The sequence below is a fragment of the Exiguobacterium aurantiacum genome, assembly GCF_001766415.1.
GTDB classification, from domain to species: Bacteria; Bacillota; Bacilli; order Exiguobacteriales; family Exiguobacteriaceae; genus Exiguobacterium; species Exiguobacterium aurantiacum_A.
This window is the reverse complement of the sequence record NZ_MKXO01000001.1, coordinates 281510-307755: the sequence shown is the minus strand read 5'-3', so window position 1 is coordinate 307755 and position 26246 is coordinate 281510. Positions and strand designations below refer to the sequence as shown.

Sequence of the window (26246 nt, the reverse complement as noted above, 5' to 3'; positions counted from 1 at the left end):
CGACAGCTGTCGGGCCTTTTAGCGTTTGAAGATCCATCTCTTTTGGACGTAGTAACTCAATACGAACAATACACTGTCGACGGCGACCTTGAGGATGACCTCGCCGTCCCGGAACAGCAGGAACAACACGTAGACGAGACTCGCCGACAGCGCCATCTGCACAGCGACCAGCCCAAAGTATTTCAACATCGAGCGCTTCGCTTTCGATTTGAAGACGACTTTCCGGTTGACGTAATAATTAAATAACGAAGACACGATGCGCGCCAAAACCGTCGCCACGATGACATGGACTGATTCGAACCATGGATTCAATAAGAAGATCAACAACGCGTAGACGCCGATGTCCATTAAGAATGAAGCGACTGATGATAAGGAATAGGCCAAAAACATTCGATAAATGAGAATCGAATCGATGACTGGACGAAAATGTGAAGACGCGTTCTCGTCAACGTATACCGTTTCGATCGGTGTTTGATGGATCGGTACTTGCAATCGTTTCGTGAACGTCAACATGTTCATCTCGAACTCATAGCGGTTGCCCGGAATATCGATCAGTTGCTTGGCATAGCGGAGCGGAATCGCCCGCAGTCCAGTCTGTGTGTCGTTCAGACGGAGACCGCTGCCGAGCAACATGACAAATCTCGTCATTTGATTGCCGAACCGGCTCCGGAACGGAATCGCAGGCGACGAGAAATCACGACAACCCATGATCAGATGATGCGGCCACTTTACCCCTTCATCGTACAGGTTACGGACGTCCGCCGGCAGATGTTGTCCGTCCGCGTCGACGGTGATCACGCCGGTCGTCTCCGGGTACGCGTCGACGATGTGACGGAGCCCGGTCTTTAGCGCTGCGCCTTTACCGGCATTTTGTTCATGCTCGAGCACAGCGGAGACGTCTGCCTTTACGTCATCGAACACGACGCGGCACGTGTCGCCACTACCGTCGTTGACGACGACGATATGGACAAATCCTGTTTGTTTCAACTCCTGGACCAGTGTGACGAGCGCTTGATCAGGGTTATAGGCCGGTATCAATACGACATAGTCGTCTAAACGTTCCACGGCATGCATTTGCATCGCCACCCCTCCTTCTTTCCTCTTATACCCCAGTCAGACGAAAGTGATACCGAGACAAGAAAAAAACGTGATGGCTTCGCGCCATCACGTCAAACAGACGAGCTGATGATTCATCCGGTAAAGATGAGATATGAAGAAACGGCGTAGACGAAGACGACGAGAATCGAAGGAAGGGCGTATCTGACTTTCGATGTCACGTCTTTGCGAAGGACGCTGTACATGACCAAGATCGACAGAATCGTGATCCCGATCGCCGTGACCAAGTGTGATGCCGACACATCCGCTAAAATCGACCCGTTCTGATAAAATACGTCCGACATGGCGATGATGAGCATGTTGAAGATGTTGCTCCCTAGGATCGAGCCGAACGCCAAGTTGACGTTACCGAGTTTCAAGGCGACGAATACCGCGACCGCTTCAGGCAGCGACGTCGACGCCGCAATCAAGAAACTACCGACGAAGCTTGAACCGAGCCCAGTGACGACAGCAATCTGGTCACCCGTGATCGACAGCGCCGTCCCGGCCGCCATGATGACGAGTGCCGCGATAACGAACCCGACGCCGGCTTGTTTCACTGAAATCGTATCAGTCACGCTCGCACCGACTTCTTGCTCGACTTCTCGTTCGGCCGTCGGTTCTTGAGGCCGCTTGCCGATGTAGTAAATCCCAATCGCATACAAGACGGCAATTAATATCGCGTCAATGCCAATTCCTAGTACCGTATAATCAATCCGGACGATGAGCGCGATCATCGTGACGAGCGTCAACATCAATCCGAGACTGGCCGTATATAGGTGGTCTCGACTCGCGTCATTGAACAGTCGCTTTTGACGATAAAATAGATCGAACATCGCCAAAATGAAGATGTTGAACAAGTTCGAACCGAGCATGTTCCCGATCGCGATATCCGGGTTGTTGATCAAGACGGCGGATACGCTCGTCGTCACTTCCGGAAGTGACGTCGCACCTGCAAGCAAGACCGTCCCGACGAGCATCCCGCTCATCGTCGACTTCTCACTGATGACATCAGCGTACGTCGATAATTTTATGGCAGCATACACTGTAATCGCAGCGGCCAAAATAAAGTAAATAAATACCATGTAAATTTTTCTCCCCTTTTCATGAATTCAAAAAGACCTTTTTATGGACGCCGAAAACGCATCCATAAAAAGGTCTTGCGGACTTGGTAAGAAGCTCGATGGACCGAGTGCATACGCACCGTAATGACGACCCATCGACCACGTTCGTGGTCGCTACTCCCCTTCTCATGTTCATGACGAATATAACACGTTCAAGGTCACTTGACAATCATTTCACTTCAACAACGTGATGACGTCCTCAGACCGGAGCGCGGCCCGGTAAGATAATTCGTTGATTGCTTGCAAGACGGGAATTGACAAGTCTTGTCTAAGACCGCTGTCTTGCAGTTGATCTTTCAGCGTTTCGAGTTCAAGCCTTTCCGCTTCAGAGCCGTGACGATAGCCTTCCCGCATCGACTCGTTCAACTCGTAAGCAGTTTGACAAAGCGTCGACGACTCTTGGAGCCAATCGTCTTCGTGGAACCCATGCCCGATCACATCGAACAGTTTGTTCAACTTCTCGTCACGGTCTTCTTCGACACCGTAGAACAGCAAATTCAACTCGATCTCAAATTCATCGATCAAACTCGTCGTCTGACTGAAAGGCTGAAGCTCGTGGAGCAGCTCATGATAGTACCAAGACTGATCACGAAGCGGCCGCTTGAATCGTCCCCATACCTGCTTTCCTTCACGCTCAATGTCGAGTCGGATCGAGCGCAGATTATGTAACTTGTCTGCCGCTAGAAGCGCGACTTCATCATACTGGAGCGTGTGCACTTTCTGAATCGTCATCCGCTTACGTTCTTCCCACGAGTGATGCTTCCCCGGTTCCGAAACGGCTTGGACTAACCGGGCGACTTCTCGTCCGAACTCCTGTTCAATCTCCTCGGCCGTCGTCAGCGTGTCTTCTAGTAAGTCATGAAGCAGTCCGGCCGCTACGACCGGAATCGGCTGCCGGTCTTCGACGAGCAACATCGAGACGGCGACCGGGTGGGTCACATACGGAATGTTCGTCCCTTTGCGAAACTGTCCGTCATGACGGACGGCCGCAAAGCGTAAAGCCTCTTCGATCAGCTGGTGCACGACGCTTCCCCCTTCAAATTTGTTTACTCACTCCTTCCTGTTATACCCATGACTAGGACTTATCACTCACATCCGCATTTAAAATATAGGGTAATGGTCCTACCGGCAGACTTCATCAAGACTCGTAAATCATTTTCTTTGTCATTCCACCATCGACGACGAGGTTATGTCCGTTCACGAAATCGTTCATCGGATCGATCAAGTACGTAACGGCACGGACGATATCTGTCGTCGTACCGACCCGGCCCGACGGATGTTGACGATGGTCGACGTCTCGCAACGGATCGTCGGACGTATGGATCCAACCTGGGCTGATCGCGTTCACCGTGACCGGTCGAGACGCGAGCGAGACGGCCATCGAATTGGTCAACGCGACAATCCCGCCTTTTGACGCTCCGTACGCTTCCCAGTCCGGCTCGTTTTGGTGCGCACGCGTCGAAGCGAGATTGATGATGCGTCCATACTCCGCACCTTCATTTAGCGTCAAAAATGCTTTTGAACAAGCAAACGTCCCGACAAGGTTGACATCGATGACATGTTTAAACGTCTCGACGTCCAACTCTTCGATCGGGGTCACAAGTGACGACACGCCCCCATTATTGATTAGAATATGTACGACACCGAAGTCTTGTCCAATCTTCTTGAAAGTGTTGGACACGTCCTCATGGTTGCCTAAATCCATCTGCATGAACGTCACATCACGAAGCAACGGGTCCTCTCCGATATCGAGTCCGATGACGTGATAAGACTCCGCAAAATGATGCGCGAGCGCGTAACCGATCCCTTGACTGACTCCTGTAATAATCATTGTCTGTTTCATCTTCTATCCCTCCTCGAAATCATTTACCCGGAATGTGCTTACTTAAGTCCTGCCGCACGCCAAAGCGTTTGATCGGACGTCGTCACGACCGTCGCTCCGGCCGCGAGTGCTTGCTCAACTTCGTCTAGCGACGTAATCAATCCGCCCGCGAACACGGGGATCCCCGTCTGTTCTTTGACGAGCCGAATGTATTTAGGGACGAGCCCCGGCAAGACCTCGATGTAATCAGGTTGCGTCCGATTGATTAACCGATAGCTTTTTTCGAGCGAGCTCGAATCGATCAAAAATAGGCGTTGCACGGTCTTGACTTGTTTTTGTTTCGCCTTTAGGATCACATTCCCTTTCGTCGAGATGATGCCGTACGGTTTATACGACTGACAAATATATTCGGTCGCGAACTCGTCGGCCTTCAATCCTTGGATCAAATCGAGATGGACGAAGACCTGCTTACCGTGCGTCTCAAGCAACCGAAAGACCGCATCGAGACGCGATATGTGGATCTCGAGCAAGACGCCGATGGCGAATTCACTTTCTAGAAAAATTTCTACATCCCGCATATCACGAAGCGCGGGCAAAATCGATTGGTCCTCAAACATTTGGCCGCCACACCCTTTCCATTTTCTTTCATTATTCGGACAAAGGCTTTATGAAATCAAGGTTTATGAATTCAATATAGCGGGAAAACGATTACAACTTGTGTGGAGGGGGACTCATCTTATGGTAAATGAAGTCGAGGTACGGATTGAAACACCGACACCGGAGCAACATCAACAGCTCAGGGTCAAGGCCGGAATGCCAAAGCGTTCAGACAAAGGAACGATAAAAGGACTGGCCAACACGCTATTCGGTGTGTGCCTATATAGAAACGATGAGATGGTCGGCATGGGTCGCGTCGTCGGGGACGGGGGGATGGTATTCCATCTCGCCGATATCGTCGTCGACCCGGATTGCCAAGGCCTTGGGCTCGGGAAGCTGATCATGGAACATTTGATGGACTGGATCTTAAAAGAAGCGGACGAGACGGCCATCATCAGCTTAATTGCCGACATCCCGGCCGACGGGCTGTACAAGCATTTCGGTTTTGACTACTCACGGCCGGAATCGGTCGGCATGGAGTACCAGTGGAATCAAGACTAGTCGCTGTGGACGGCGACTCGTCATAAAGGGGTGACGTATGGAACTATTGAATATTATCGTTTTACTCGGTTTAGGACTGACCGTCATCTCTGTTCTTAGCCTCATCATCGAGCGACTCTTCTTCCCGAGTATATTGGCATTTATCGCGATCGGGGTCGCCGTCGGCTTCTACTGGGATGGGAACGAAGTGTTCAAGGTCGCCGGTGAGATTGGGATCATCTTATTGTTTTTCTTGCTCGGACTGAAGTTCCCATTGAAAGAGCTCGTCAAACGGATGAAACAAGTCTGGAAAGCAGGCGTTTTAGACATCGTGCTCGCGTTCGGTGTCACGATCGGTATCGCTTTGCTGTTCGGGCTCGATTTTCCGCAAGCTTTCTTGATCGGGGCCGTCCTTTATGCGACGAGCTCGTCCATCTCGGCCCGATTGCTCGAACGGAACCCGGACAAGCACGAAGATATTAAAGAATTCGTGCTCGCCTTGCTCATCTTTGAAGACATCTTCGCACCGCTTATCTTGACCGTCGCTCCGTTCATCATTCAAGACGAACCGATTGCTTTCTCTGACATCGGCAAAGTGTTCGTCGGTTTCCTCGTGTTCGGTGTTTTGTTGTTTGTCGGCTCACGCTTCGTCACGAAACAACCGAAGATCGCGAAGCATATGCTACTTCAGGACGATGCGAGCATCGGCTTGATCGGCTTGATCTTGTTCTTCGCGGGCATCGGCATGATATTCGGGTTATCGGAGATACTCGGAGCGTTCATCGCCGGGATCATGTTGGCCGACATTCACGACGTCAGACCGTTGAAACGTCTGACCGCACCGGTCCGCGATTTGTTCTTACCGATCTTTTTCATCTCATTCGGTATCTCGATCAACCTCGAGCAAGGAGTGATCATCAACACGCTCTTCTTCGTCTTGATCGTCTGGGGCGTGCTGTCGAAGTGGATCGTCGGCCGTGTCGGCGGCAGGCTGTACGGGTTGACGCGGGTTCAAGCGAACGAGGCCGGTTTCTCGCTCGCACCTCGAGGCGAGTACTCGATTCTTTTCACCGCCCTCTCGAACGGGGCCATCAACTTGTTCGTCGGGTTATACATTTTCGTTTCCGCCATCGTCGGCATCGTCTTGTTCCGCTTCTCTGAAAGTTTAGCGGCGAAGACGGAGCAGACGCTCAAAAGAGTCTTGCCCGAGGAAACTGATAGAAAACCTGACCAAACCGATAAAGGAGACTGAAAACTCATGGTTGAAGTTGCATTCGTATGTATTCATAACTCATGCCGTTCTCAAATGGCAGAGGCGATCGGACGCGATGTGCTCGGAGATATCGCCCGCGTCCACTCAGCCGGCACGGAAGATTATCCGGAAGTAAAGCCGCTCGCGCTCGAGGCCGTCCGGGAGATCGGTCTTGATCCGTCGGGTCAACATCCGAAACGGCTTGACGAGATTCCGGACCGGATCGACTATTTGATTACGATGGGTTGCGGGGTCGAGTGTCCGTACGTACCGACGACATATCGGGACGACTGGGGGCTCGACGACCCTTCCGGTCAGCCGCTCGAAGCGTTCCGGGAGACGCGTTCGCAAATCATCACGAAGATGAAGCAGTTGCGCGAACAGATTTTGAACGACCATCCTGAACTCCAAAAATAACGGGCCCTCTTAGGAGGACCCGTTTTTTAGTCGCCATCAAACCGACGACGCTTTGTTCGACTGTTTCCGTTTCCGCCGCTTCCGCCACACGACGAAAGCGATGATCGCGATGACGAGAAGCGCGTACATCACGTATGAGTACACGTCGAGATAGCCTAAGATCGATTCCCAGTTCTCCCCGACCCGAATTCCAATATAAATCAGAATCGAATTCCAGATCACCGTTCCGGCTGTGCTCAACAGCAAAAATTTAAGGAACGGCATGTTCGACATACCGGCCGGCAGCGAGATCAAACTCCGAACGACCGGCATGAGCCGACCAAAAAAGACCATCCAGCCGCCATAGCGGTCAAACCACGCGTCCGCTTTTCGGACGTCATCGATATCGAGTCGAATCCACTTCCCGTGCCGTTTCGTCCACCGCTCGATTTGTTCGACGTCTAAATATAATCCGATGCCATACAACAAGACCGCTCCTAAAATGGCACCCGCTGTCGCCGCCAAGACGACAACCCAGACAATCAAGTTTGTTTTGACCGCAAAGAACCCACCGAACAGCAAGACGACCTCTGACGGGATCGGCGGGAACACATTCTCGATAAAGATCATGAACGCGATGCCGAAATAACCGTACTGTTCAATGATACTGATCATCCAATCTCGCATAAATCCATCAACCCCCAATATGACGTATTATACCCGTCCATGAACGTCGGCAATCGTTCCGACGTGCTAAAATGAATCGACAACGAAAAGGAGATGAAAGCAACATGGAAGAGACGTCACGCTGCCCTTGGTGCGGCACAGACCCGGACTACGTTCGGTATCATGACGAGGAATGGGGCAAGCCGGTCCACGATGACAAGAAACATTTCGAATGTTTGACGCTCGAGAGCGCGCAGGCAGGGCTCAGCTGGATCACCATCTTACGGAAGCGTGAGAACTATCGGCGCGCGTATGCCGATTTCGATGTCACGCGCGTCGCCGACTATACCGATGTCGACATCGAACGGCTGCTGTCAAACGATGGCATCGTCCGTAATCGCCGCAAGATTGAAGCGTCGATCAACAACGCCAAACGGTTTCTCGAGATCCAGCACGAGTTCGGTACATTCGATGCGTACATCTGGTCGTTCGTCGACGGAAGGGTCATCAACAACGACTGGACGTCGGTCGAAGAGGTTCCGGTGACGACGGAGCTATCGCATCGCTTGAGCACAGACTTGAAACGACGCGGCTTTAAATTTCTCGGTCCGACGACCGTTTACGCCCATCTGCAAGCGACCGGTCTCGTCAACGACCATCTGATCAACTGCCCCGCCAAATGATTTTTTGTTATTTTAGTCAATGATGAAAAATAAACGTGCAGCCGATTCAATTTTGTGACAAAATCTTGTCAAGGTATAAGATATAGATTTTGAAAACGTTTTCACAACTGAATGAGGGGGCTGTTACATGAACGGGATTTTAGTTTCCATCACGATTTACATGGTGCTCATGGTCGTACTCGGCGTCGTCGCCTATCGCCGGACAGAGAGCATCGGCGACTATATGCTCGGAGGACGAGGGCTCGGTCCAGGCGTCGCCGCCTTGTCGGCCGGGGCATCTGACATGAGCGGTTGGCTACTGATGGGCTTGCCGGGCGCCATGTTCGCGACCGGCCTCTCGAGTGGGTGGATCGTCATCGGGTTGACGATCGGCGCCTACTTGAACTGGCTCCTCGTCGCCCCGCGTTTACGCACGTATTCATATTTGTCGGAGGATGCGATCACGATCCCAGACTTCTTCGAGAAGCGGTTCAAAGATTCTCGAGGCACACTGCGGACGTTCTCAGCCGCCGTCACCTTGATTTTCTTCACACTGTACGCGACGAGCGGCTTCGTGGCCGGCGGCCGGTTGTTCAACGCCGTCTTCGGCATCGAATTTGTGACGGGCGTCTTGATTTTAGCGTCGATCATCATCCTGTATACGTTCATCGGCGGGTTCCTCGCTGTCAGTTGGACGGACTTCGTCCAAGGACTGATCATGTTGTTCGCGCTCATTTTCGTCCCGGCGATCGCGATCACGGCGACCGATGGCGTCTCGAACGCGCTCCAAACGATCGGTGATATCGATTCGGCGCTGCTCGATCCGTGGACGGGCCAATCGTTCATCGGGATCGTGTCTTTATTCGCCTGGGGGCTCGGTTACTTCGGACAACCACATATCATCGTCCGCTTTATGGCCATCGAAAAATTACGAGATATTAAGACGGCCCGCCGGATCGGTATCTCGTGGATGCTCTTCACCGTCGTCGGGGCGATGGCGACCGGATTGATCGGTCTCGCCTACTACACGCAGCAAGGACTTGAGATCGACAATCCAGAAAATATTTTCATCAATCTATCAGACCTATTATTCATCGACTTGATCACGGGCGTGTTACTCGCGGCACTGCTTGCCGCCATCATGTCGACCATCTCGTCGCAGTTGCTCGTCTCGTCTAGTGCGGCGACGACCGATTTCTATCAGAAGTTTTTCCGCAAACAGGCAGGTGACCGTGAACTCGTCATGGTCGGCCGGATCACCGTCATTCTCGTCTCGGTCGTCTCGATTTGGCTCGCCTTCGGTGCCGATGATACGATCTTGAACCTCGTCGGCTACGCTTGGGCCGGTTTTGGTTCCTCGTTCGGTCCACTCATCTTGTTCAGCTTGTTTTGGAAACGGACGACGCGCCAAGGCGCACTCGCCGGCATGTTGACGGGTGCATTTGTCGTCATCGTCTGGAAGAACTTCGCCAGCGACTGGTTCGGGACCGTCGGTGAACTGTATGAGATGGTTCCAGCGTTCTTCTTGTCGGCGCTTGCCATCTATGTCGTTAGCTTGATGACACCGCCACCGAGCACGATAATCACGAACGAGTTTGAACAGATGGAGCACATATTGAAAAAAGAAGGCATCTGAACCGCACAAAGTGCCGGGATCCACTACCCCGGTACTTTTTTGTCTGTCGTGACAAAAGGAGATTTAGCGCTTTTGCCGAACTCCTCTATATACACGTTCGATTTTAAACGAAAGGAAGTGACCACTCACTTGAAACGAGTGATCTTGCTAAAACAACCTGCCATGCTTTTGTCCCTCCTTTTCCTGTTCGGCTGCACCTCAGCCGATGTCGAAACTACGCAACCCGAGCAAACTGAGAATCCGCCGGTCGAGACGGAACAACCGCTTGAGACCGTGCCCGAAGAACCGAAACCGGTCGTGACGACGACGTCCATTTACGCGATCGGCGATATTTTATTGCACGACTCCGTCTACAACGCCGCCAAGAGCGGTGACGGCTATGACTTCACCCCCGCGTTTGAAAAAGTTGCGCCCGCTTTGGCCGAGGCCGACATTACCGTTGCCAACCAAGAGAGCATGATCGGCGGCAGTGACATCGGGTTGTCGAGTTACCCCGCCTTCAATAGCCCCTACGAGATCGGTGATGCGTTGCAAGAAGCAGGCATCGACCTCGTGACGACAGCGAACAATCACACGCTCGACCGCGGCGTGAAAGCGATTGAGAATTCAATCGCCTACTGGAACTCGATCGATATGCCGTATACCGGTTCGTTCTTATCAGAAGCAGATAAAGCCAACGTCCGGACGCTGACCGCGAACGACATCTCGTTTGCGTTCCTCGCCTACACGTATGGGACGAATGGTGTCGTGCCGAAGCAGCCGTATCACGTCAATTACATTGACGTCGAAGCGATGAAACGAGATATCGAGGCGGCCGAACAAACCGCCGAGCTGACCGTCGTCGCACTCCACTTCGGGAATGAGTACGAGCCGCTCCCGAACGAATCGCAAGAAACACTCGTCCAACAACTGTCCGATCTTGGTGTCGATATCATCATCGGCCATCATCCGCACGTCCTGCAGCCGACGTCCTGGGTCGACGGCGCTGCAGGCAATCGAACGTTCGTCGCCTACTCACTCGGAAACTTCTTGTCTGGCCAGCAAGGCGATGAGCGGAATACGGGCGGCATCGTCGGTATCGACATCGTCAAGACGACCATCGACGGCGAATCGACGTTTGAGCTCACGAACCCGATGTTCTATCCGACGTTCACACGGCAATCGAGCGCGGGCCATTTCGAGGTCGTTCCTCTCCAGTCCGCCAAACCTGAGCTATTCAACGAGACGAGCGAGCATATGAAACAATGGATGCCAGAACTCGAGATCATTCAGTGACGAACCACTTTTCATAAGTGGTTCTTTTTTTTTTTAGGAAAACCATTGCTTTCCACCCCAGCATCCTTTAATGTAAGTTGTATATTTATAAAAACAGATGAATAATTATGTATAAGGGGTGCAACGAAATGAAACAAAAACTCGTATTAGCTTATTCAGGTGGATTGGATACTTCGGTCGCCATCAAATGGTTGAACGAACAAGGGTATGACGTCATCGCTTGTTGTTTGAACGTCGGGGAAGGCAAAAATTTGGAGCATATCCAACAGAAAGCGCTCAAGGTCGGCGCCGTCAAATCAGTCGTCATCGATGCCGTTGATGAGTTCGTCAATGACTTCGCCCGTTACTCGATGCAGGCTCACACGATGTACGAAGGTGTCTATCCGCTCGTCTCCGCCTTATCACGGCCGCTCATCTCGAAAAAGCTAGTCGAGGTCGCACAAGCCGAAGGAGCCGTCGCTGTCGCTCACGGCTGTACCGGCAAAGGCAACGATCAAGTCCGGTTCGAAGTATCGATCCACGCGCTCGACCCGTCGCTCGAAATCATCGCACCGGTCCGGGAATGGAAATGGTCGCGGGAGGAAGAAATCGCCTACGCCGCCAAACACGATATCCCGATTCCGATCGTGCAAGCAGAACCGTTCTCGATCGACCAAAATATTTGGGGTCGTGCCGTCGAGTGTGGCATCCTCGAAGACCCGTGGGCCGCTCCGCCAGCAAGCGCCTATGAATTGACGGCGCCGCTCGAGGATACGCCGCATGAACCGACGTACGTCGAGATCGAATTCAAACAAGGCGTCCCTGTCGCCCTCGATGGGAAACCAGCGACGTTCACGTCGATCCTTGAACAATTGAACATCGCCGCCGGAGCCCACGGGATCGGCAAGATCGATCATATCGAGAACCGGGTCGTCGGTATCAAGTCGCGTGAAGTGTATGAGGCACCTGGGGCGATGACGTTGATCACGGCACACCACGCGCTCGAGGCGTTGACGCTCGTTCGTGAAGTCGCCCATTTCAAGCCGATCGTCGAACAAAAATTGACCGAGACGATCTATAATGGCCTGTGGTATTCACCGCTCACGAAAGCACTCCTCGCCTTCATCGATGAGACACAACAGACGGTGACCGGAACGGTGCGGATGAAACTGTTCAAAGGTCAAGCCATCGTCGACGGACGGAAGTCGCCGATCTCGCTCTATGATGAACAACTTGCCACGTACACGTCGGCCGATACGTTCGACCAACAGGCTGCCGTCGGCTTCATCAAACTTTGGGGCCTACCGACAAAAGTCCAGGCCGAAGTGTTAGCCGAGAAAGGATTGATGCCCCATGAGTAAACTATGGGGGGGACGGTTCGAGCAGACAGCGAGCGAATGGGTCGACGAGTTCGGTGCCTCGATCCATTTCGACGCCCAGCTCGTGCTAGAAGATATCGAAGGGAGCATCGCCCATGTGACGATGCTCGGGGACCAGCACATTTTAACCGCTGACGAGTCCGAACAGATCATCGGCGGTCTGAACACCCTCGCTGAGAAAGCACAAGCCGGCGAGCTGTCGTTCAGCGTGTTCCATGAAGACATCCACATGAACCTCGAGTCGTTACTTCGCGAGGAAATCGGTCCGGTCGCCGGGAAGATGCATACGGCACGCAGTCGAAACGACCAAGTCGCGACCGACATGCACCTGTATTTGAAGCGTCGCGTCGGTGAGACGATCGAAGGCATTGAAGCACTACAGACGGCGCTCTATAACCATGCGGCAAACAACGTCGAGACGATCATGCCGGGCTACACGCACTTGCAACGGGCACAACCGGTCTCGCTCGCCCACCATTTACTCGCTTATTTTTGGATGCTCGACCGTGACAAGGAACGCTTCAGTGACAGTTTGAAACGGATTGATATGAGTCCACTCGGTGCCGGTGCGCTCGCCGGGACGACGTTCCCGATCGACCGCCATCGGTCGGCCGAGCTGCTCGGTTTCAGCCGGGTCTATCCGAACAGCCTTGACGCCGTCAGCGACCGTGATTTCATTTTAGAATATTTGTCGAACGCATCACTCCTGATGATGCACTTGTCCCGGTTTTGCGAGGAACTGATTTTGTGGAGCAGCGAAGAATTCAAATTCATCACGATTTCAGACGTGTTCTCGACCGGTTCGAGCATGATGCCGCAAAAGAAAAACCCGGACATGGCCGAGCTCGTCCGCGGCAAATCGGGTCGTGTCATCGGTAACCTGATGGGTCTACTCACGATCATGAAAGGTCTGCCGCTCGCTTACAATAAGGACTTGCAAGAAGACAAAGAAGGTATGTTCGACACGGTCAAGACACTTCAAGGTAGTTTGAGCATCATGACCGGCATGATTCAAGACATGACGTTCCACGCCGACACGATGAAACAAGCGACCGAGCGCGATTTTTCGAACGCGACCGAGCTCGCCGATTACTTGACCGCGAAAGGATTGCCGTTCCGCGAGGCCCACGAAGTGACGGGTACGCTCGTCCGCTACTGTATCGAGCAGCGCCTCTACTTGTCAGAGCTTCCTTTAGAGACGTATCAAACTCACTCTACTTTGATCGGGACTGACGTCTACGAGGCACTCTCACCGGTCACGGCTGTCAAACGCCGGAATAGCTACGGCGGGACCGGCTTCGATGCGGTACGGACGCAACTTACGGAAGCGGCCACAAAACTTCATCAACCAACGAGTTGACACGAAAGCACCTGGCCACTCATGACCAGGTGCTCATTTTATGCTTGCCAACGTAAATCACTAGATGTTAACCTATATACAGTCAACGTTAACAGAAAAGAGGTTTACATATGAAGATTCATGATTTGACACAAGTGGCCATCGGTGCCGCATTGCTGGCTAGTATCGGTTCTGTCGCCATCCCGATCGGACCCGTCCCGATCACGCTGCAAATGCTCGGCATCATGACGATCGGCGCCATTCTCGGTGCCAAAAAAGGCGGACTCGCCGTCGTCGTCTATCTACTTCTCGGAATGATCGGTCTCCCGGTGCTCAGCGGTTCCGGCGGCTTGGCCCCGTTCGTCGGCCCGACGGTCGGTTATTTGATCGCGTTCCCGATCGCCGCTTACTTGATCGGGTGGTTGTCGGAGCGATATCGCTCTTTCCCCGCCCTCGTTGCCTACAACTTGTTGATTGGTCTCGGTTTCGTCTATCTCGTCGGCAGCCTCGGCCTCCAAGCCGTGTTCGGTCTATCGTTTATCGATGCGCTTAAAGTGAACATCCCGTTCATCTTCGGCGACGTCATTAAAGCGGTGCTCGCCGCAGCCATCGCCGTCAAAGTCTCGGCAAATTCGCAAGTACGACGTTTACTTGCTTCGTGAGTGTTCAAACGTTTCGCCTTCTTCCTTATGTGGAACTTATATAGTATGGAAGGGGGGTGTCCTTATGAGCGATTCAACGTTTAAAAAACGCTTGATGAAAGCGACCCATCTCCATCGCTCCACAAAAGGACCAAAGCGCGGCAAAGATGAATCGCGTAATGAGAAACGCGACACAGAGGCGTTCGAACGACGACTCCGTGAAGCAAAGAGCAAAGTCGGCGAAATCCAAGAGAACATTGATCATATTTCTAGACGCTAAAACCCCGTCCACGGACGGGGTTTTGTTGTCATTTCTTTCGTCGCGGCCGAATGAACAGTGCGACGATGAACGAAAGCGCCAGGACGACGAGCAGTCCGAGCGAGATGTCATTGAAGCCGAGCAAGTTAAGGGCGACGCTGATGGCGACGGCGACGTAAAATCCGCCGAGCGCTTTCTTGACGAGCTGCGAACTGAACCGTTGTAACTGCTTCGCCCCGATCGGCGAACCGATCATCGCACCGGCAATAAGCGCCAAACCGTGCCAATAGTTCGTATCGGCACCGGCGACCGCGTAATTGATCACGCCCGAGACGACGATGAGGAACGCCGCGGCGATACTCGTCCCGACGGCCCGTTTCATCTCGGTGTTGAGCAGCTTGACTTGGAGCGGGGTCAATACGAACCCGCCGCTGACGCCCATGAGTGACGAGATGAATCCGCCGAACAGACCGATAAAACCGAGTCGTGGCACCGATTCCGATCCGATACTTCCCTCCTCATGTTGCTTCGAACGGAAAAACGAGATGGCGAAGTACGTGAGTAGCGCGATGTAGGCGAGCGAGATGACGGGCTTCGCCCCGTCGAGCGTCTCTAGGTAAAAGACGAGCGGCGTCGCCACCCACGTCCCGACGACCCCGAACGCCCCGATCAAGAGGGCGTGTTTTGGATTGACGTTCTTCAGTTTGATATGTGAGATCGTACCGGCCGTCGTCGACCCGAGCGTCAGCATCAAGCTGAGCGCGATGGCCGCACTCGCCTCGTACCCGAAGACGAGTAGGAGCGGCGTGAGTAAGATACCGCCCCCGATGCCGAAGAATCCGCTCAAAATCCCGATGAGCGTACCGAGCAGTAGAAACGATAGTAATGCCATTACATCCATGGTAGTCCCTTCCTTCTTTCCTTTTCATAACTAATCATATCAAAAAAGGAGCGCTTCATGCGCCCCTAGAATTAACTTTGAATCGATTACGGATACAAGTCTTCATCCTGTAAGTAACCAATATACAAGTCCTGAAGATATCCTTCCGTATCGACATCATCGAGCAACAATGTCGCTTCAATGTCTGATCCATTCAATCCCGAGCTACCGTCAATCAATCCGAAGATGTGTGAGACCGTGTCCACCATCACGACTTCAATCATATGCATCATCAACCGTTGTTGCTCTGCATTCATCTGTTGATACATGTGAATCGCTTGACTGTATAAATCATCATCTGAAGAAGATAGTTCTTCTTCGTACATTTCCTTATACATGTGAAGACCTTCCTGCACGACAGTCTCATACACAGCCTTCACGAATAGTTCAGTCTTTTCACTCATCTGTACATCTTCCCCTCTTACACCTCGAATATCGAAGCGCGTATTCCTCTCATATCGTCCATCATGCTTCAGCAATCACTTTTCTTAACAATACCGTTCACGTGCCTCAGCCCGTCGCTTAACGTATTGGAGGTCATCGACAGCATGCATTAGTCTGAAATAAGTTCCATTCTCATCTGCTTCAGTCTCATCCCAGTCAAAAGCATAAATCGCTTTATGATTCACTTATGGCAAAAACGGCGGAGGCAATATTTCAGTCATCTCTTGCTCCAACTGTCTATAGAACTGTTCCATCTCCTCTTTCGGGAAGAAGAATGCATCCACCCGCTTCGGTCCAATCCTGGCCCAGAACGTCCATTTATACAAGTCGTCCGCTTTACGTTCAATCCTCAATACGAAATACGGTTCAATCGGATCGAGTAAACACTTGTCCGAGGTGCCATCTAACAATTTCCTCATATGAAACAAAAGATCTTGGAACTCCGATTTGAGGAGCAACGAGCCATAAAACTTGAAGATGAATAGCTGTTCTACCTCGATCGTGAACAAGGAAGCGATGAACACGTCTTCCCCTTTTTCTGAATACTTTCTTGGGAACAGTTCAATCGTTACGTCCTCATGTTGAATCTTCGCCATATGCCACTCCAATCGGTTTCACTTTACCTATCGACGCCGCGCCAATGACCGTTCTTACGACAAGAGTCCAGGTTTCGCTGGACTCTTTTGATTACAGTACCCGCTCTAAAAAGTCGAACAGTTTTTGACGGTACTCCGTCTGGAATGATTCGTGTGACGCCACGTGTCCGTCATTGTCGGTCACCCAGAGCTCGATCCCGTCATTTTTCTCCACCAACTGCTCACTTTCAGACACTGGGATGGCGTCGTCGCCTTTCCCGTGAATGAGCAGGATCGGGGCCTCAATTTGAGCGACATCGTCAATCGGCTTCACGATATCCGCGTCAAGGCCAGTGAACCACGGCGTCACGGTCATGATGACCGGTGTGAACGGGAAGTTCGGCAAATCGCTCCATATCGGCAGATTCGTCTCGAGATAACCGCGAAGATCGCTAAACGGACTGTCGGCGATGACGGCCGCGACGGCCGTCTCATCGGCTGTCGCGAGTGCCGTCGCCGCTCCCATCGATACGCCGTATAGGACGATCGGTCCATCCGTTCGCTCATTCGCAAAATCGATGGCCGCCATCAGGTCCGTCTGTTCTTTCGCCCCGACCGTCACGCGATCTCCTTCCGAGATGCCCGAGCCACGAAAATCAAACGTCAAAAACTGGTAGCCTTGCTCATGGAACTCAGGGATGAGTTCTTTCAGCGGCAAGTCGGACTGCTCGCGGTTTTTCCCATAACCGTGGGCGAAGACGATCGTCGCCCGTGGCGTCGGATGAGGGATCCACCAACCGTACAGGTCGCTGTCGTCCTCTGCCTGGATCGTCACGTTCTCATATTTGATGCCGAGCGCCTTTGGCGTGAACGTCAACGTCTCCCGCAACGGCGACGTCAATTGGTCGCCGATATGGGCCGAGATGCCGACGACGGCCAACATGGCGACGATCACAACGACACTTACCGCAATTCCTATATATTTTCCCCATCGACTCATCGCCCGACTCTCCTTCATCTTCAAAATATTGCCCGATCGTTTCATCGGAGCCAGCTCCGTAACGCGATCAAGGCGTGTTGCACCGGCTCCCATGTCGACGCCGGGATCAAGTAACACGTTGCTTCATGGATCACGAACGTCTTGACGTCCGCCCGCTTGACGATGTTCTCCCCGATGGCACCGAACGGGTCGCTGTTGACGTCCGTATGTTCGAACGTCTTCCACACCCGCTCGCCATTCTCGTATAAGGCGCAACCGAACTGCTTCACCGGTCCGTCGATCCCATATTCGGCATAATGCCATAACGTCGTCGCATCGAGCGGCGACCCGAGATGGAGGATACGAGCATCTCGTTCGATCATTTTTTCAATCGGTGACCCTGGTCCGAATCCGATATCGGTCGTGTGATTCGCGACCAGTTGCTCGGCGTCACGACCCCAGGCCGCGACCGACCACATCGGATGCTCGCTCCGGTGTACGTCCGGATACGTCCGGAACAGCTCGGGGACGCGGCCCATGCCGCGAGTCGCCGTTTTCCGTTGATCAAAAGCAGGCATCTCGGCTCGGATTTCGTCCCACCACTCGCTTGGGACGGGCGGCGCCTCCCATTCGGCCGGGTCGGAGTTGTCCCCACTTTGAGTCGCCATCATGATGAGCCCGGTCGGCCCGACGACGTCTTGTAACGCTTCGATCACCGCCTCCGGTCCTCCGCAAACCCATCCGAGCTTGGATAATGCACTATGGACGAATAAGGAATCTCCTGTCTGAATGCCCACTGCACGCAACTGGTCAGCCAAACTTGAACTTGTTACCATATGTTTCATCGGTTTCACTCCACAACGAGCTGGATCGTCGACCCGCTTCTTGATTTTTTCACTTCGATCCGCGCATCGACGCGGTCTTTCAACTCTTGGACGTGGCTGATGACACCGACGAGCCGTCCGCTCGATTGGAGCGACATGAGCAACTCGATCGCCTGGTCGAGCGATTCGGCGTCGAGCGTCCCGAAGCCTTCGTCGATGAGCATCGTCTCGAGGCTGACACCACCGCTCAGTTGCTGGACGACCTCGGCCAACCCGAGCGCGAGGGCGAGCGAGGCTTTGAACCCTTCCCCGCCCGACAAGTTTTGGACGCGCCGGGATTGTCCCGTATAGGCGTCAAAGACCAATAGTTCGAGTCCAGATTTTGCGTTCCCTTTCGCCGTCTCGACTTTTCGCTCGAGTTGGAACTGCCCACTCGTCATCAGATCAAGATGAATGTTGGCCGCATGTAAAATCTGATCGAAGAACGCGGTCTGCACATACGTCTCGAACGTCAGTTTCTGTGGGTTCAAACCACGACCCGTGTCGGCGATCAGTTTGACCGTCTCGAGATTACGTTGCTCGTCTGCGGTCTGGTCTCGAAGCCGGTCCCATTCCGAAATGACATGGCGATGGCGCTTCAATTGGCTGTCCGCAGTGACGAGTTGTTCCGCCAATGCGTCGAGACTTGCCTGCGCTGTCGTCAGTCGGTCGTTTAACAGAACGAGATCCGGTTTGACCGCATCACCGATCTTGTCGGTCAATGCGTTGAAGCCATGTTCGAGGCGGATCCCGTCTGCCTGTTCTTCCGCGAGTTGTTCTTGCAGCGACGACAACGTGTCGATCTGTTCGACGTGTGTCAAAAAGACGTCACGGCTCAATTCATTATTCGCTAGCGACTCCTCGAGCTCGGTCTCGGTCTGGTCAAAACGTTTCTGCTCGAGGTCGAGCCGTTCGTTCAGAAGCCGCAAACGTTCTGCTTCGGTCCACTTCAAGCGTGTCACGTCCTCGAGTTCGTGTTCATACTGCGCGATAACTTGCTGCAGTCGTTCGAGCCGCGTCGATTGCGCGTCACGTTCGGCTTGCAGTTGTTGCAGCGAGGCCGCGTCCGGTTGCCGCATCGCTTGCAGCCGTTCTTGGACGGCTTGCAACCGCTCGAGCAATTGCTGCCGTCGCTCCGTCAGTTCGCGTTTCTCTTTCTCTAATCGTTTTAGTTCTGTCATGACCGTGCGGTACGTGCGTTCCGCTTGAGCACGCGCCCGCTCTTCATCTCGAAGCGAACGGATGAGTCGCTCTTGCAGAGCGGTCGCCTCCTGAACCGACCCGGACAAGTCGAGTGCCTGTCGTGACGATTCGAGTTCGCCTCGGACTTCTTCGGCCTGTTGCTTCAACGCCCGGTAGTCCGCTCTCGCCTCGTGCAAGGCCGCCTCATATTGTTTCAGCGCCTCCGTCGCGGCGACGAGCTCGCCTTGGTCACTCGTCACCTCGTGCGACGCGACCGTCCCATGGGTCCGCGATCCACATACGGGACAAGGCTCACCGTCGACGAGCGTCGCACTGAGCTTCTGTGCCCATAACGCCTGCTCTTCATGCATGAATTGCTCGACGATATCCGACTGGGCCTTGTGACGCCGTTGTGCTTCCTTGCCGTTGCGCTCGCACGATGCGAGCCGCTCCGTTACAGCTTGAAATCTTGCCTCGAGTTGCGCGTGTGCCGTGAGCCGGTCATACTTCCGTTCAGCTTCGACGAGACGGTTCGGTGTCGTTTCCTGTGCGAGCTCTGCTGACAACATCTCTTCCTGCCGTCTCAGTTCGGTTAAACGAGAATCGTCCTTGAAGACGGCGAGTTGGTCGGTCAAGCGTTTCAACTCGTCTCGCTCTGTCACGGCGGTCTGCCATTCGTCCACGAACGGAAGCATGTCATCGATGGCTTTCAGACGGGCGGTGATCGTCTCGACTTCTTGCTTCGAAGACGCGATGCTCTCCGTCTTGGCGTGGAGCTCGTCTAGTTTACTCGCGTATTGTGTCAACCGTGTTTGAACACCGTCGATATCATGATTTAGCCGTTCGATATCTTGTCGATTCGCCAAGTAGCGATCGTATAACGGCCGGACACGGCTTGACGCCTCCAACCGTTCAATCAATCGGCGGCGCTCCACCCGGTCGGCTTCACCCGATTTGTAGCGTTCAAGGGCGCGTGCCTGCTCGTCACGTTCGACGAACAAACGGACGAGCGCGTTCGCCTGTTCGAGTTCGCTCCGTATCGCATCGACCCGTTTCGATTGTATATCCCGTTCGCCTCGTAACGACTCGGTCGCCGTCAGCAGGCGCTCTTCTCTAGCCTCGAGCCAGTCCTGAATCTCCGGCAAGTTACGCTCGGCGACGGTTTCGATGTCATCGTCTTCAAGTTCGAGCAGCTTCAAGCGTGTCGTCTCGGTCGCCCACTCGACTTGTTTCCGATACTTGCCATACCGCTCGACCCAATTCTCTTGAAACGCTCGATACGCCTCGGTCTTAAAGATCGACTGGAGGATCTGTTGTTTCTTCATCGAGTCCGAGTCGAGTAGTTGGCGGAACTGGTTTTGCGGGAGCAGCAGGATTTGGCTGAACTGCTCATAATCAAGTTGCAGCAACGATTCGATCTGCTGCTCGACGTCCCCGACTTTCGTCGCCAGCGGTTTCCAGCTGTCCGTCCATTCATAGAGGACGGCCTCATGCGGGATCGGTGTCTTATTTTTCGGGTGCGGTTGTTGGGGCTGGCGGACGATCCGGTACCGCTCCTCGCGAATCGTGAACGAGAAATCGATCTCCGTCTTTCGTTCCGGGTCGGCGTATTGGCTTCTAAAATCACTGGCGTTCCGAAGGGCACCGCTTGCCCGTCCATACAAGGCGAACGTCATCGCGTCAAAAATCGTCGTCTTGCCGGCGCCGGTTCGTCCACTGATGACGAACATCGAGCGCCCTTCAAGCTGTGTGAAGTCGATCTGTTCCGTCTCGGCGTAAGGACCGAATGCGGTGATCGTCAATCGTTCAGGTCTCATATCGGTCCATCTCCTTCCACGAATCGTCGTACCATCTCATCGGCGTCTCGGCCATGGACAGCTTTATAGAACTCCATATAGACGTCCTCGATCGACTGCCGTTCGAGCGTCTCGCGCTCGAAGCGGGACGTCTCGTCTTGGCGGCGCAACAGCTCGAGCTCGAGATGCAAGATGTTCGGATAGACGGTCCGCAGTTTCGCCATCGGGTCGAATAACGCAGACTCGTCGGTCAAGACGATTTTCAAGTAATCATCCGTTTTCTCGTCTTGATAGAACACCGGGTCGAGCAGTTCATTCAACGTGCCCGTCAAGATGCGCAAGTCGCGTCTTGCTTGAAGCGGACGACGGCGGCGCGTCCATCCTCCGTCCCATTCGATGACGTCGACCGATTTCACGTGGTTCGCCTCAGAGAATGAATATTTCATGAGCGAACCGCTATAGGCGATCTTGTCGTCGCGGAGCGCGTCGCGGTTATGGAGATGGCCGAGCGCCGTATAACCGAACGGTTCGTATAGTCCTTTGGCGACTTGTCCGGCCGTGCCGACCGACAGTTGCCGCTCAGAGTCGGTCTCGAGACCGCCGGCGACGAAGCTGTGGCCGATCCCGACCGCTCGGGCATCGATGGAACCGAACGATTCGACGACGGCCGTGAGCGCGTCGTGATGGGTCCGGATCGTCTCGTCTTGCAGCGTGTAGCGGATCCGGGCCGGTTCTAAAAACGGCATCAAGTAAAACGGGATGCCCGCGACGATGATCGGTCCCGCACCCGGCTCATACTTCCCGACGATATGGAGCCCGACTTTCGTCAACAGTTTCGAACTATATTGGAGCCGTTCGGCCGAATCGTGGTTGCCGGCGATTGCGAGCACGGGGATGTTCCGCTCGAGCACGAGCGCTTTCCACATCTCATCGAGCAAATCGACTGCTTCAACCGGGGGAACGGACCGGTCATACAAGTCCCCGGCGACGATGATCGCGTCCGGTTGTTCCTCGTCGACAATCTGTAGAAACGATTCAAATAAAATGATGCGTTGATCTTCTGTCATGTGGCGGCCGTGGACGATTTTTCCTAAATGCCAATCGGCCGTATGTATCCATTTCATTCGTCCTCACCTCTATTTCTATTCTAGCATTTTTCACCGTAACGATTCGACGTCTTGACACTTGTTTTCGAAACAGCGACAGTTAATAGGAAAGGGGGACGTTCGATGGAGTCCACAACTACTTGGCAAGCTTTCCTTCGCTTGTTCCGAGTCGCAAAACCGCCGAAACAATTGTTTATCGGTGCCGTATTGATTTCTTTAGTCCAAGCGATGGCGGCCCTCGCCATCCCGCTCATTTTGCAACGTGTCGTCGACAATTGGAGCGAGGCCGTGCTCGACGCCCGGCTCGTCGCCATTTTTGTCGTCGCTTTTCTCGTCCAAGTCGTCTCGAGCGCCATTTCCATCTATTGGCTACATATCGTCGGACAACGCGTCGTCGCCAATCTCCGGACGACGTTATGGGAGCACCTCGTCGCGTTGCCGATCCCGTTCTATGACGGTGTCAAATCGGGGGACCTCGTCTCACGCCTGAACAACGATACGACGACGCTGCAACAGCTGTTGTCGGAACAGAGCGTCCGCCTGCTCACTTCGTTCGTGTCGGTCATCGGGGCCGTCGGTATCTTGTTCACGCTCGACTGGCAGATGACGCTCGTCATCTTGTTCTCGGTCCCGACGACGCTCGTGATCGTCATCCCGCTCGGCCGCAAACTTCGAACGATCGCCAAGAAGACGCAACACGAACTTGGCGGGTTGTCTGGATTTTTCGCCGAGCTGCTCGGTGAGATCCGGCTCGTCAAATCACAGGCGACCGAACGTGAGGAAGTCGCCGAAGGGAGCCGGCGGATTGAACGCTTGTTCGATTACGGTGTGAAAGAAGGACGGATCCAAGCGATCTTGATCCCGCTCTTGAACGTCACACTGACGGCGATGCTGATCGCCATCCTCGGTTTCGGGGCGTACCGTGTCTCGACAGGGGCGTTATCGACCGGGGCGCTGCTCGCTTTCATGCTCTACTTGTTCCAAATCATCACCCCGCTCATCACGATGACAGAATTTATCACCCGCCTGCAAAAGGCTCGCGGCGCGACCGAGCGCATCTCTGAACTGCTCGCGGTCGAACCGGAACGTTACGCCGCTGCCACGGAACACATCCAACAGTCGACACTGACGTTCGAGGACGTCACGTTCTGCTATGATGAGCAACCAGTCATCGACGCCATCTCGATGACCGTTCCGTTCGGGGCGACGACCGCGATCGTCGGACGGAGCGGTGCCGGCAAGACGACGCTGTTCGCGCTCGTCGAACAGTTTTACGTTCCATCGTCGGGGCGCATCCTTTATGGCGACCGCGACATCGATTCGTACGGTCGCGACAATTGGCGGCAAGTCATCGGCTACGTCGCCCAAGACTCGCCCGTCCTCTCGGGAACGGTCCGCCAGAACATCTTGTACGGCCTGAAGCGTGACGCGACCGAGACCGAGATTAAAAACGCCTGTGAGATGGCGAACGCTTGGTCGTTCATCGAGGTGATGCCGAACGGGCTCGAGACCGAGATCGGTGAACGCGGTGTCCGTTTATCGGGTGGCCAACGGCAACGGCTCGCCATCGCCCGGGCGCTGCTCCGCGACCCCCAAATCTTGTTGCTCGATGAAGCGACGTCGAGCCTTGATTCAGAGTCCGAGCGTGTCGTCCAAGAGGCGCTCGACCGGCTCATGCGAGGACGGACGACGCTCGTCATCGCCCACCGCCTCTCGACCGTCCAACACGCCGATCAAATTATCGTCCTCGAGAACGGAGGAATCAGCGGACTCGGTACGCACAAGACGCTGCTTCAAGACAACGAATTATATGAACGGCTCGTTAAACAGCAGCTACTAGGAGGAAATCAACCATGAAGACAATCGGATTTATCGGACTCGGCGTCATGGGTCAATCGATGGTCAGAAACTTAATGAAGGCAGGCTATACCGTCCAAGCGTACACGCGGACGAAAGACAAGGCCGCCGACCTGCTCGCGGAAGGTGTGACGTGGTGTGACTCCATCGAAGCGGCGTGTCAAAACGCCGATGCGGTCATCACGATCGTCGGCTATCCGTCAGACGTCGAAAGCATCTATTTCGGTAAAGGGATGATTCTCGACTCCGCCGAACCCGGCACACTCGTCATCGACATGACGACGTCGTCACCGAAGCTCGCCGAACGAATCGCTGAGGCCGCGATCGACCGCAGCCTACTCCCGCTCGACGCCCCGGTCACGGGCGGCGATGTCGGCGCCAAGAACGGGACGCTATCGATTCTCGTCGGTGGTGGCGAATTCGCGTTCACGAAAGCAATGCCGCTGTTTGAAGCGATGGGGCAAGCGATCGAGCGGATGGGATACGCCGGGAGCGGCCAGTACGCCAAACTCGCCAACCAGATCGCGATCGCCGGCATCATGATGGGCAACGCCGAACTGCTCGCCTTCACGAAGCGTGCCGGGCTCGACCCCGATCAATTGCGCCAGACGATCCGTGGCGGCGCGGCCGGCAGTTGGACGCTCGAAAACCTGGTACCTCGCATGATCGTCGAAGATTATTCCCCAGGCTTCTTCATCAAACACTTCATCAAGGACATGGCGCTCGCCCTCGAGAGCGCGCAAGAGTTAGGTGTCAAACTGCCGAGCCTCGAGCTCGCATACCGACTCTATTCGATTTTAGAAGAGAACGGATATGGTGAGAACGGGACGCAGGCGCTCATCGAATACTACATGCACCAGGACGTTTGAATCGACGTTGTTGTGGAATTAGTAGTACAGAAGGGAGTGATCATGATGCCTTGGAATATGAAAGATTATCCAGAGTCACTGAAAAACTTCGACCCGCTCGTCAAAAAGAAAGCGATCGATATCGCCAATGCCCTCATAGCTCAAGGGTATTCCGATCAAAAAGCGATACCGATCGCGACAGAACAGGCTAAAAAGTGGCATGAACATGCGACGAATGAAGAGAGACAAGACTTTAAGGACGCGCCCGATCCACAGAAGTCGGATCGGCACGGATCATAAAAAAACCACGGCCGGCTGAGATTCAGCCGGCCGTGGTTTCGTTTGCTTGTCTTTCTGCTTTGATTTCGAGGTAGAGCCCGCCGAGCGCCGTATGAAGATACGGCTGGACGAAGATATAGGCGATCCCGCCTGTCATGAGGACAAGCACGTACCAACCGATAAAGCTTGCATACAGCCTGAGCATGATCTGTTTTTTCCCGCGCATGAGGCGTCGGCTCTCACGCATCGCCGTGAACGCCGTCAGTTCGGGCTGATCGCGCAGGATGAACGGGACCATTCGATACGTCAAGTAAAACCAAACGCCCGGGACGATCAAGAAGAGCATGAGCACGTTCAGTCCAAGATAGAACACGGCGTAATACGTGACGGCACGGACGTAGTCTTTAACGGACCCGAACGACTCGAGCAAAAGACCGAACCTTGGTTTTTCCGCTTTGGCGATGTCGAGGAAGATCCAGTTTCGTCCCATCTCGAGCGGGGCGAGCAAGACGGTCGCACCGTACAAGAGACCGATCGAGACGAGCATGACGGACGGGTCCGTCGATGACAAATCGAGTTGCGTCGTGATCATCGCTTGAACGAGCATCGTCGAGAGCACGGCAAGGAGTGAGATTCCCCAGTTTCCGGACAACATCCGGAGCGCAAATTGTTTATAGACTGCTGATTGCATGACGTCACCTTCATTATCGTTTTT

Annotated in this window: 27 protein-coding genes; 13 read left to right on the top strand and 14 right to left on the bottom strand. The window is 53.9% G+C overall.

The window, feature by feature from the left end; translation table 11 throughout:
• Positions 1–18: 18 nt before the first annotated feature.
• The 5 genes from BJU60_RS01580 to BJU60_RS01560 all read right to left on the bottom strand — a co-directional run bounded on the left by BJU60_RS01580 (position 19) and on the right by BJU60_RS01560 (position 4658).
• Entirely contained in the window at positions 19–1080 is a 1062-nt protein-coding gene (locus tag BJU60_RS01580) for a bifunctional glycosyltransferase family 2/GtrA family protein (RefSeq protein WP_070327187.1), read from the bottom strand.
• Between the two features lie 110 nt (positions 1081–1190).
• Complete coding sequence (locus tag BJU60_RS01575; protein WP_070327186.1) at positions 1191–2180, bottom strand: sodium:calcium antiporter; 990 nt, start codon at positions 2178–2180, stop codon at positions 1191–1193.
• A 213-nt stretch (positions 2181–2393) separates the two neighbouring features.
• Positions 2394–3242 (bottom strand): HD domain-containing protein, encoded by an 849-nt coding sequence (locus tag BJU60_RS01570; RefSeq protein ID WP_070327185.1) that lies wholly within the window; start codon positions 3240–3242, stop codon positions 2394–2396.
• A 115-nt stretch (positions 3243–3357) separates the two neighbouring features.
• Entirely contained in the window at positions 3358–4062 is a 705-nt protein-coding gene (locus BJU60_RS01565) for an SDR family NAD(P)-dependent oxidoreductase (protein WP_070327184.1), read from the bottom strand.
• A gap of 38 nt (positions 4063–4100) precedes the next feature.
• Positions 4101–4658, bottom strand: coding sequence for a glycerol-3-phosphate responsive antiterminator (locus BJU60_RS01560; RefSeq protein ID WP_070327183.1), 558 nt, complete (start codon positions 4656–4658; stop codon positions 4101–4103).
• A gap of 121 nt (positions 4659–4779) precedes the next feature.
• Between BJU60_RS01560 and BJU60_RS01555 the strand changes: the two genes are divergently transcribed.
• The 3 genes from BJU60_RS01555 to BJU60_RS01545 are packed head-to-tail and all read left to right on the top strand — an operon-like array spanning position 4780 to position 6847.
• Positions 4780–5199 carry a GNAT family N-acetyltransferase gene (locus BJU60_RS01555; protein WP_070327182.1) on the top strand — a complete coding sequence of 140 codons (420 nt, stop codon included), beginning with the start codon at positions 4780–4782 and terminating at the stop codon, positions 5197–5199.
• 37 nt (positions 5200–5236) lie between these two features.
• Positions 5237–6430, top strand: a complete 1194-nt coding sequence (locus BJU60_RS01550) for a cation:proton antiporter (protein WP_070327181.1) — start codon at positions 5237–5239, stop codon at positions 6428–6430.
• 6 nt (positions 6431–6436) lie between these two features.
• Complete coding sequence (locus tag BJU60_RS01545; protein ID WP_070327180.1) at positions 6437–6847, top strand: arsenate reductase ArsC; 411 nt, start codon at positions 6437–6439, stop codon at positions 6845–6847.
• Between the two features lie 36 nt (positions 6848–6883).
• Here BJU60_RS01545 and BJU60_RS01540 read toward each other — a convergent pair whose 3' ends face one another.
• On the bottom strand, positions 6884–7513 hold the full coding sequence (locus BJU60_RS01540) for a DedA family protein (RefSeq protein ID WP_070327179.1): 630 nt from the start codon (positions 7511–7513) through the stop codon (positions 6884–6886).
• Positions 7514–7584: 71 nt separating this feature from the next.
• On the opposite strand from BJU60_RS01540, the gene BJU60_RS01535 reads away from it, so the two are divergent.
• The 7 genes from BJU60_RS01535 to BJU60_RS01505 all read left to right on the top strand — a co-directional run bounded on the left by BJU60_RS01535 (position 7585) and on the right by BJU60_RS01505 (position 14683).
• Positions 7585–8175, top strand: a complete 591-nt coding sequence (locus BJU60_RS01535; protein ID WP_174545500.1) for a DNA-3-methyladenine glycosylase I — start codon at positions 7585–7587, stop codon at positions 8173–8175.
• 127 nt (positions 8176–8302) lie between these two features.
• Complete coding sequence (putP, locus tag BJU60_RS01530) at positions 8303–9790, top strand: sodium/proline symporter PutP (RefSeq protein WP_070327177.1); 1488 nt, start codon at positions 8303–8305, stop codon at positions 9788–9790.
• A 138-nt stretch (positions 9791–9928) separates the two neighbouring features.
• Positions 9929–11065 (top strand): CapA family protein, encoded by a 1137-nt coding sequence (locus BJU60_RS01525; protein ID WP_254281654.1) that lies wholly within the window; start codon positions 9929–9931, stop codon positions 11063–11065.
• Positions 11066–11193: 128 nt separating this feature from the next.
• Complete coding sequence (locus BJU60_RS01520; RefSeq protein WP_070327175.1) at positions 11194–12405, top strand: argininosuccinate synthase; 1212 nt, start codon at positions 11194–11196, stop codon at positions 12403–12405.
• A complete protein-coding gene (gene argH, locus BJU60_RS01515; protein WP_070327174.1) occupies positions 12398–13783 on the top strand; it encodes an argininosuccinate lyase in 1386 nt (461 codons plus the stop codon). The genes BJU60_RS01520 and argH overlap by 8 nt, the downstream gene beginning before the upstream one ends.
• A gap of 110 nt (positions 13784–13893) precedes the next feature.
• Positions 13894–14424 carry a biotin transporter BioY gene (locus tag BJU60_RS01510; protein WP_016510846.1) on the top strand — a complete coding sequence of 177 codons (531 nt, stop codon included), beginning with the start codon at positions 13894–13896 and terminating at the stop codon, positions 14422–14424.
• 64 nt (positions 14425–14488) lie between these two features.
• Positions 14489–14683, top strand: coding sequence for a hypothetical protein (locus tag BJU60_RS01505; protein ID WP_070327173.1), 195 nt, complete (start codon positions 14489–14491; stop codon positions 14681–14683).
• A gap of 28 nt (positions 14684–14711) precedes the next feature.
• Here the strand turns inward: BJU60_RS01505 and BJU60_RS01500 are convergent, their stop codons facing one another.
• The 7 genes from BJU60_RS01500 to BJU60_RS01470 all read right to left on the bottom strand — a co-directional run bounded on the left by BJU60_RS01500 (position 14712) and on the right by BJU60_RS01470 (position 22565).
• Positions 14712–15554: a sulfite exporter TauE/SafE family protein gene (locus tag BJU60_RS01500; RefSeq protein ID WP_070327916.1), complete on the bottom strand. Its 843-nt coding sequence runs from the start codon at positions 15552–15554 to the stop codon at positions 14712–14714.
• Between the two features lie 95 nt (positions 15555–15649).
• Positions 15650–16006, bottom strand: a complete 357-nt coding sequence (locus tag BJU60_RS01495) for a hypothetical protein (RefSeq protein WP_070327172.1) — start codon at positions 16004–16006, stop codon at positions 15650–15652.
• A gap of 225 nt (positions 16007–16231) precedes the next feature.
• Positions 16232–16642, bottom strand: a complete 411-nt coding sequence (locus tag BJU60_RS01490; protein ID WP_070327171.1) for a WapI family immunity protein — start codon at positions 16640–16642, stop codon at positions 16232–16234.
• Between the two features lie 91 nt (positions 16643–16733).
• On the bottom strand, positions 16734–17621 hold the full coding sequence (locus tag BJU60_RS01485) for an alpha/beta hydrolase (RefSeq protein ID WP_070327170.1): 888 nt from the start codon (positions 17619–17621) through the stop codon (positions 16734–16736).
• Between the two features lie 41 nt (positions 17622–17662).
• The gene (locus tag BJU60_RS01480) at positions 17663–18445 is read right to left on the bottom strand and encodes an aminoglycoside N(3)-acetyltransferase (RefSeq protein ID WP_070327169.1); all 783 of its coding nucleotides are present in this window, start codon (positions 18443–18445) and stop codon (positions 17663–17665) included.
• A gap of 5 nt (positions 18446–18450) precedes the next feature.
• Positions 18451–21462: an AAA family ATPase gene (locus BJU60_RS01475; RefSeq protein ID WP_070327168.1), complete on the bottom strand. Its 3012-nt coding sequence runs from the start codon at positions 21460–21462 to the stop codon at positions 18451–18453.
• The gene (locus BJU60_RS01470) at positions 21459–22565 is read right to left on the bottom strand and encodes an exonuclease SbcCD subunit D (RefSeq protein ID WP_070327167.1); all 1107 of its coding nucleotides are present in this window, start codon (positions 22563–22565) and stop codon (positions 21459–21461) included. Before BJU60_RS01470 ends, BJU60_RS01475 begins: the two co-directional genes overlap by 4 nt.
• A 105-nt stretch (positions 22566–22670) precedes the next feature.
• Between BJU60_RS01470 and BJU60_RS01465 the strand changes: the two genes are divergently transcribed.
• From BJU60_RS01465 to BJU60_RS01455, 3 genes are read left to right on the top strand one after another with little or no spacing between them, the layout of a single operon-like run.
• Positions 22671–24404 carry an ABC transporter ATP-binding protein gene (locus BJU60_RS01465; RefSeq protein WP_070327166.1) on the top strand — a complete coding sequence of 578 codons (1734 nt, stop codon included), beginning with the start codon at positions 22671–22673 and terminating at the stop codon, positions 24402–24404.
• Positions 24401–25273: an NAD(P)-dependent oxidoreductase gene (locus BJU60_RS01460; protein ID WP_070327165.1), complete on the top strand. Its 873-nt coding sequence runs from the start codon at positions 24401–24403 to the stop codon at positions 25271–25273. The genes BJU60_RS01465 and BJU60_RS01460 overlap by 4 nt, the downstream gene beginning before the upstream one ends.
• Before the next feature lie 57 nt (positions 25274–25330).
• Positions 25331–25552, top strand: a complete 222-nt coding sequence (locus BJU60_RS01455; RefSeq protein WP_370250775.1) for a hypothetical protein — start codon at positions 25331–25333, stop codon at positions 25550–25552.
• Between the two features lie 22 nt (positions 25553–25574).
• On the opposite strand, the gene BJU60_RS01450 is transcribed toward BJU60_RS01455, so the two are convergent.
• Positions 25575–26222 (bottom strand): DUF975 family protein, encoded by a 648-nt coding sequence (locus BJU60_RS01450; RefSeq protein ID WP_070327163.1) that lies wholly within the window; start codon positions 26220–26222, stop codon positions 25575–25577.
• Positions 26223–26246: the final 24 nt, after the last annotated feature.

Coding starts and splice junctions, on each gene's coding strand:
- BJU60_RS01580 (WP_070327187.1), bottom strand. CDS start 1,080: ATGCAAATGCATGCCGTGGAACGTTTAGACGACTATGTCGTATTGATA.
- BJU60_RS01575 (WP_070327186.1), bottom strand. CDS start 2,180: ATGGTATTTATTTACTTTATTTTGGCCGCTGCGATTACAGTGTATGCT.
- BJU60_RS01565 (WP_070327184.1), bottom strand. CDS start 4,062: ATGAAACAGACAATGATTATTACAGGAGTCAGTCAAGGGATCGGTTAC.
- BJU60_RS01560 (WP_070327183.1), bottom strand. CDS start 4,658: ATGTTTGAGGACCAATCGATTTTGCCCGCGCTTCGTGATATGCGGGAT.
- BJU60_RS01555 (WP_070327182.1), top strand. CDS start 4,780: ATGGTAAATGAAGTCGAGGTACGGATTGAAACACCGACACCGGAGCAA.
- BJU60_RS01550 (WP_070327181.1), top strand. CDS start 5,237: ATGGAACTATTGAATATTATCGTTTTACTCGGTTTAGGACTGACCGTC.
- BJU60_RS01545 (WP_070327180.1), top strand. CDS start 6,437: ATGGTTGAAGTTGCATTCGTATGTATTCATAACTCATGCCGTTCTCAA.
- BJU60_RS01540 (WP_070327179.1), bottom strand. CDS start 7,513: ATGCGAGATTGGATGATCAGTATCATTGAACAGTACGGTTATTTCGGC.
- BJU60_RS01535 (WP_174545500.1), top strand. CDS start 7,585: ATGAATCGACAACGAAAAGGAGATGAAAGCAACATGGAAGAGACGTCA.
- putP (WP_070327177.1), top strand. CDS start 8,303: ATGAACGGGATTTTAGTTTCCATCACGATTTACATGGTGCTCATGGTC.
- BJU60_RS01520 (WP_070327175.1), top strand. CDS start 11,194: ATGAAACAAAAACTCGTATTAGCTTATTCAGGTGGATTGGATACTTCG.
- argH (WP_070327174.1), top strand. CDS start 12,398: ATGAGTAAACTATGGGGGGGACGGTTCGAGCAGACAGCGAGCGAATGG.
- BJU60_RS01510 (WP_016510846.1), top strand. CDS start 13,894: ATGAAGATTCATGATTTGACACAAGTGGCCATCGGTGCCGCATTGCTG.
- BJU60_RS01505 (WP_070327173.1), top strand. CDS start 14,489: ATGAGCGATTCAACGTTTAAAAAACGCTTGATGAAAGCGACCCATCTC.
- BJU60_RS01500 (WP_070327916.1), bottom strand. CDS start 15,554: ATGGCATTACTATCGTTTCTACTGCTCGGTACGCTCATCGGGATTTTG.
- BJU60_RS01495 (WP_070327172.1), bottom strand. CDS start 16,006: ATGAGTGAAAAGACTGAACTATTCGTGAAGGCTGTGTATGAGACTGTC.
- BJU60_RS01490 (WP_070327171.1), bottom strand. CDS start 16,642: ATGGCGAAGATTCAACATGAGGACGTAACGATTGAACTGTTCCCAAGA.
- BJU60_RS01485 (WP_070327170.1), bottom strand. CDS start 17,621: ATGAGTCGATGGGGAAAATATATAGGAATTGCGGTAAGTGTCGTTGTG.
- BJU60_RS01480 (WP_070327169.1), bottom strand. CDS start 18,445: ATGAAACATATGGTAACAAGTTCAAGTTTGGCTGACCAGTTGCGTGCA.
- BJU60_RS01475 (WP_070327168.1), bottom strand. CDS start 21,462: ATGAGACCTGAACGATTGACGATCACCGCATTCGGTCCTTACGCCGAG.
- BJU60_RS01470 (WP_070327167.1), bottom strand. CDS start 22,565: ATGAAATGGATACATACGGCCGATTGGCATTTAGGAAAAATCGTCCAC.
- BJU60_RS01465 (WP_070327166.1), top strand. CDS start 22,671: ATGGAGTCCACAACTACTTGGCAAGCTTTCCTTCGCTTGTTCCGAGTC.
- BJU60_RS01460 (WP_070327165.1), top strand. CDS start 24,401: ATGAAGACAATCGGATTTATCGGACTCGGCGTCATGGGTCAATCGATG.
- BJU60_RS01455 (WP_370250775.1), top strand. CDS start 25,331: ATGAAAGATTATCCAGAGTCACTGAAAAACTTCGACCCGCTCGTCAAA.
- BJU60_RS01450 (WP_070327163.1), bottom strand. CDS start 26,222: ATGCAATCAGCAGTCTATAAACAATTTGCGCTCCGGATGTTGTCCGGA.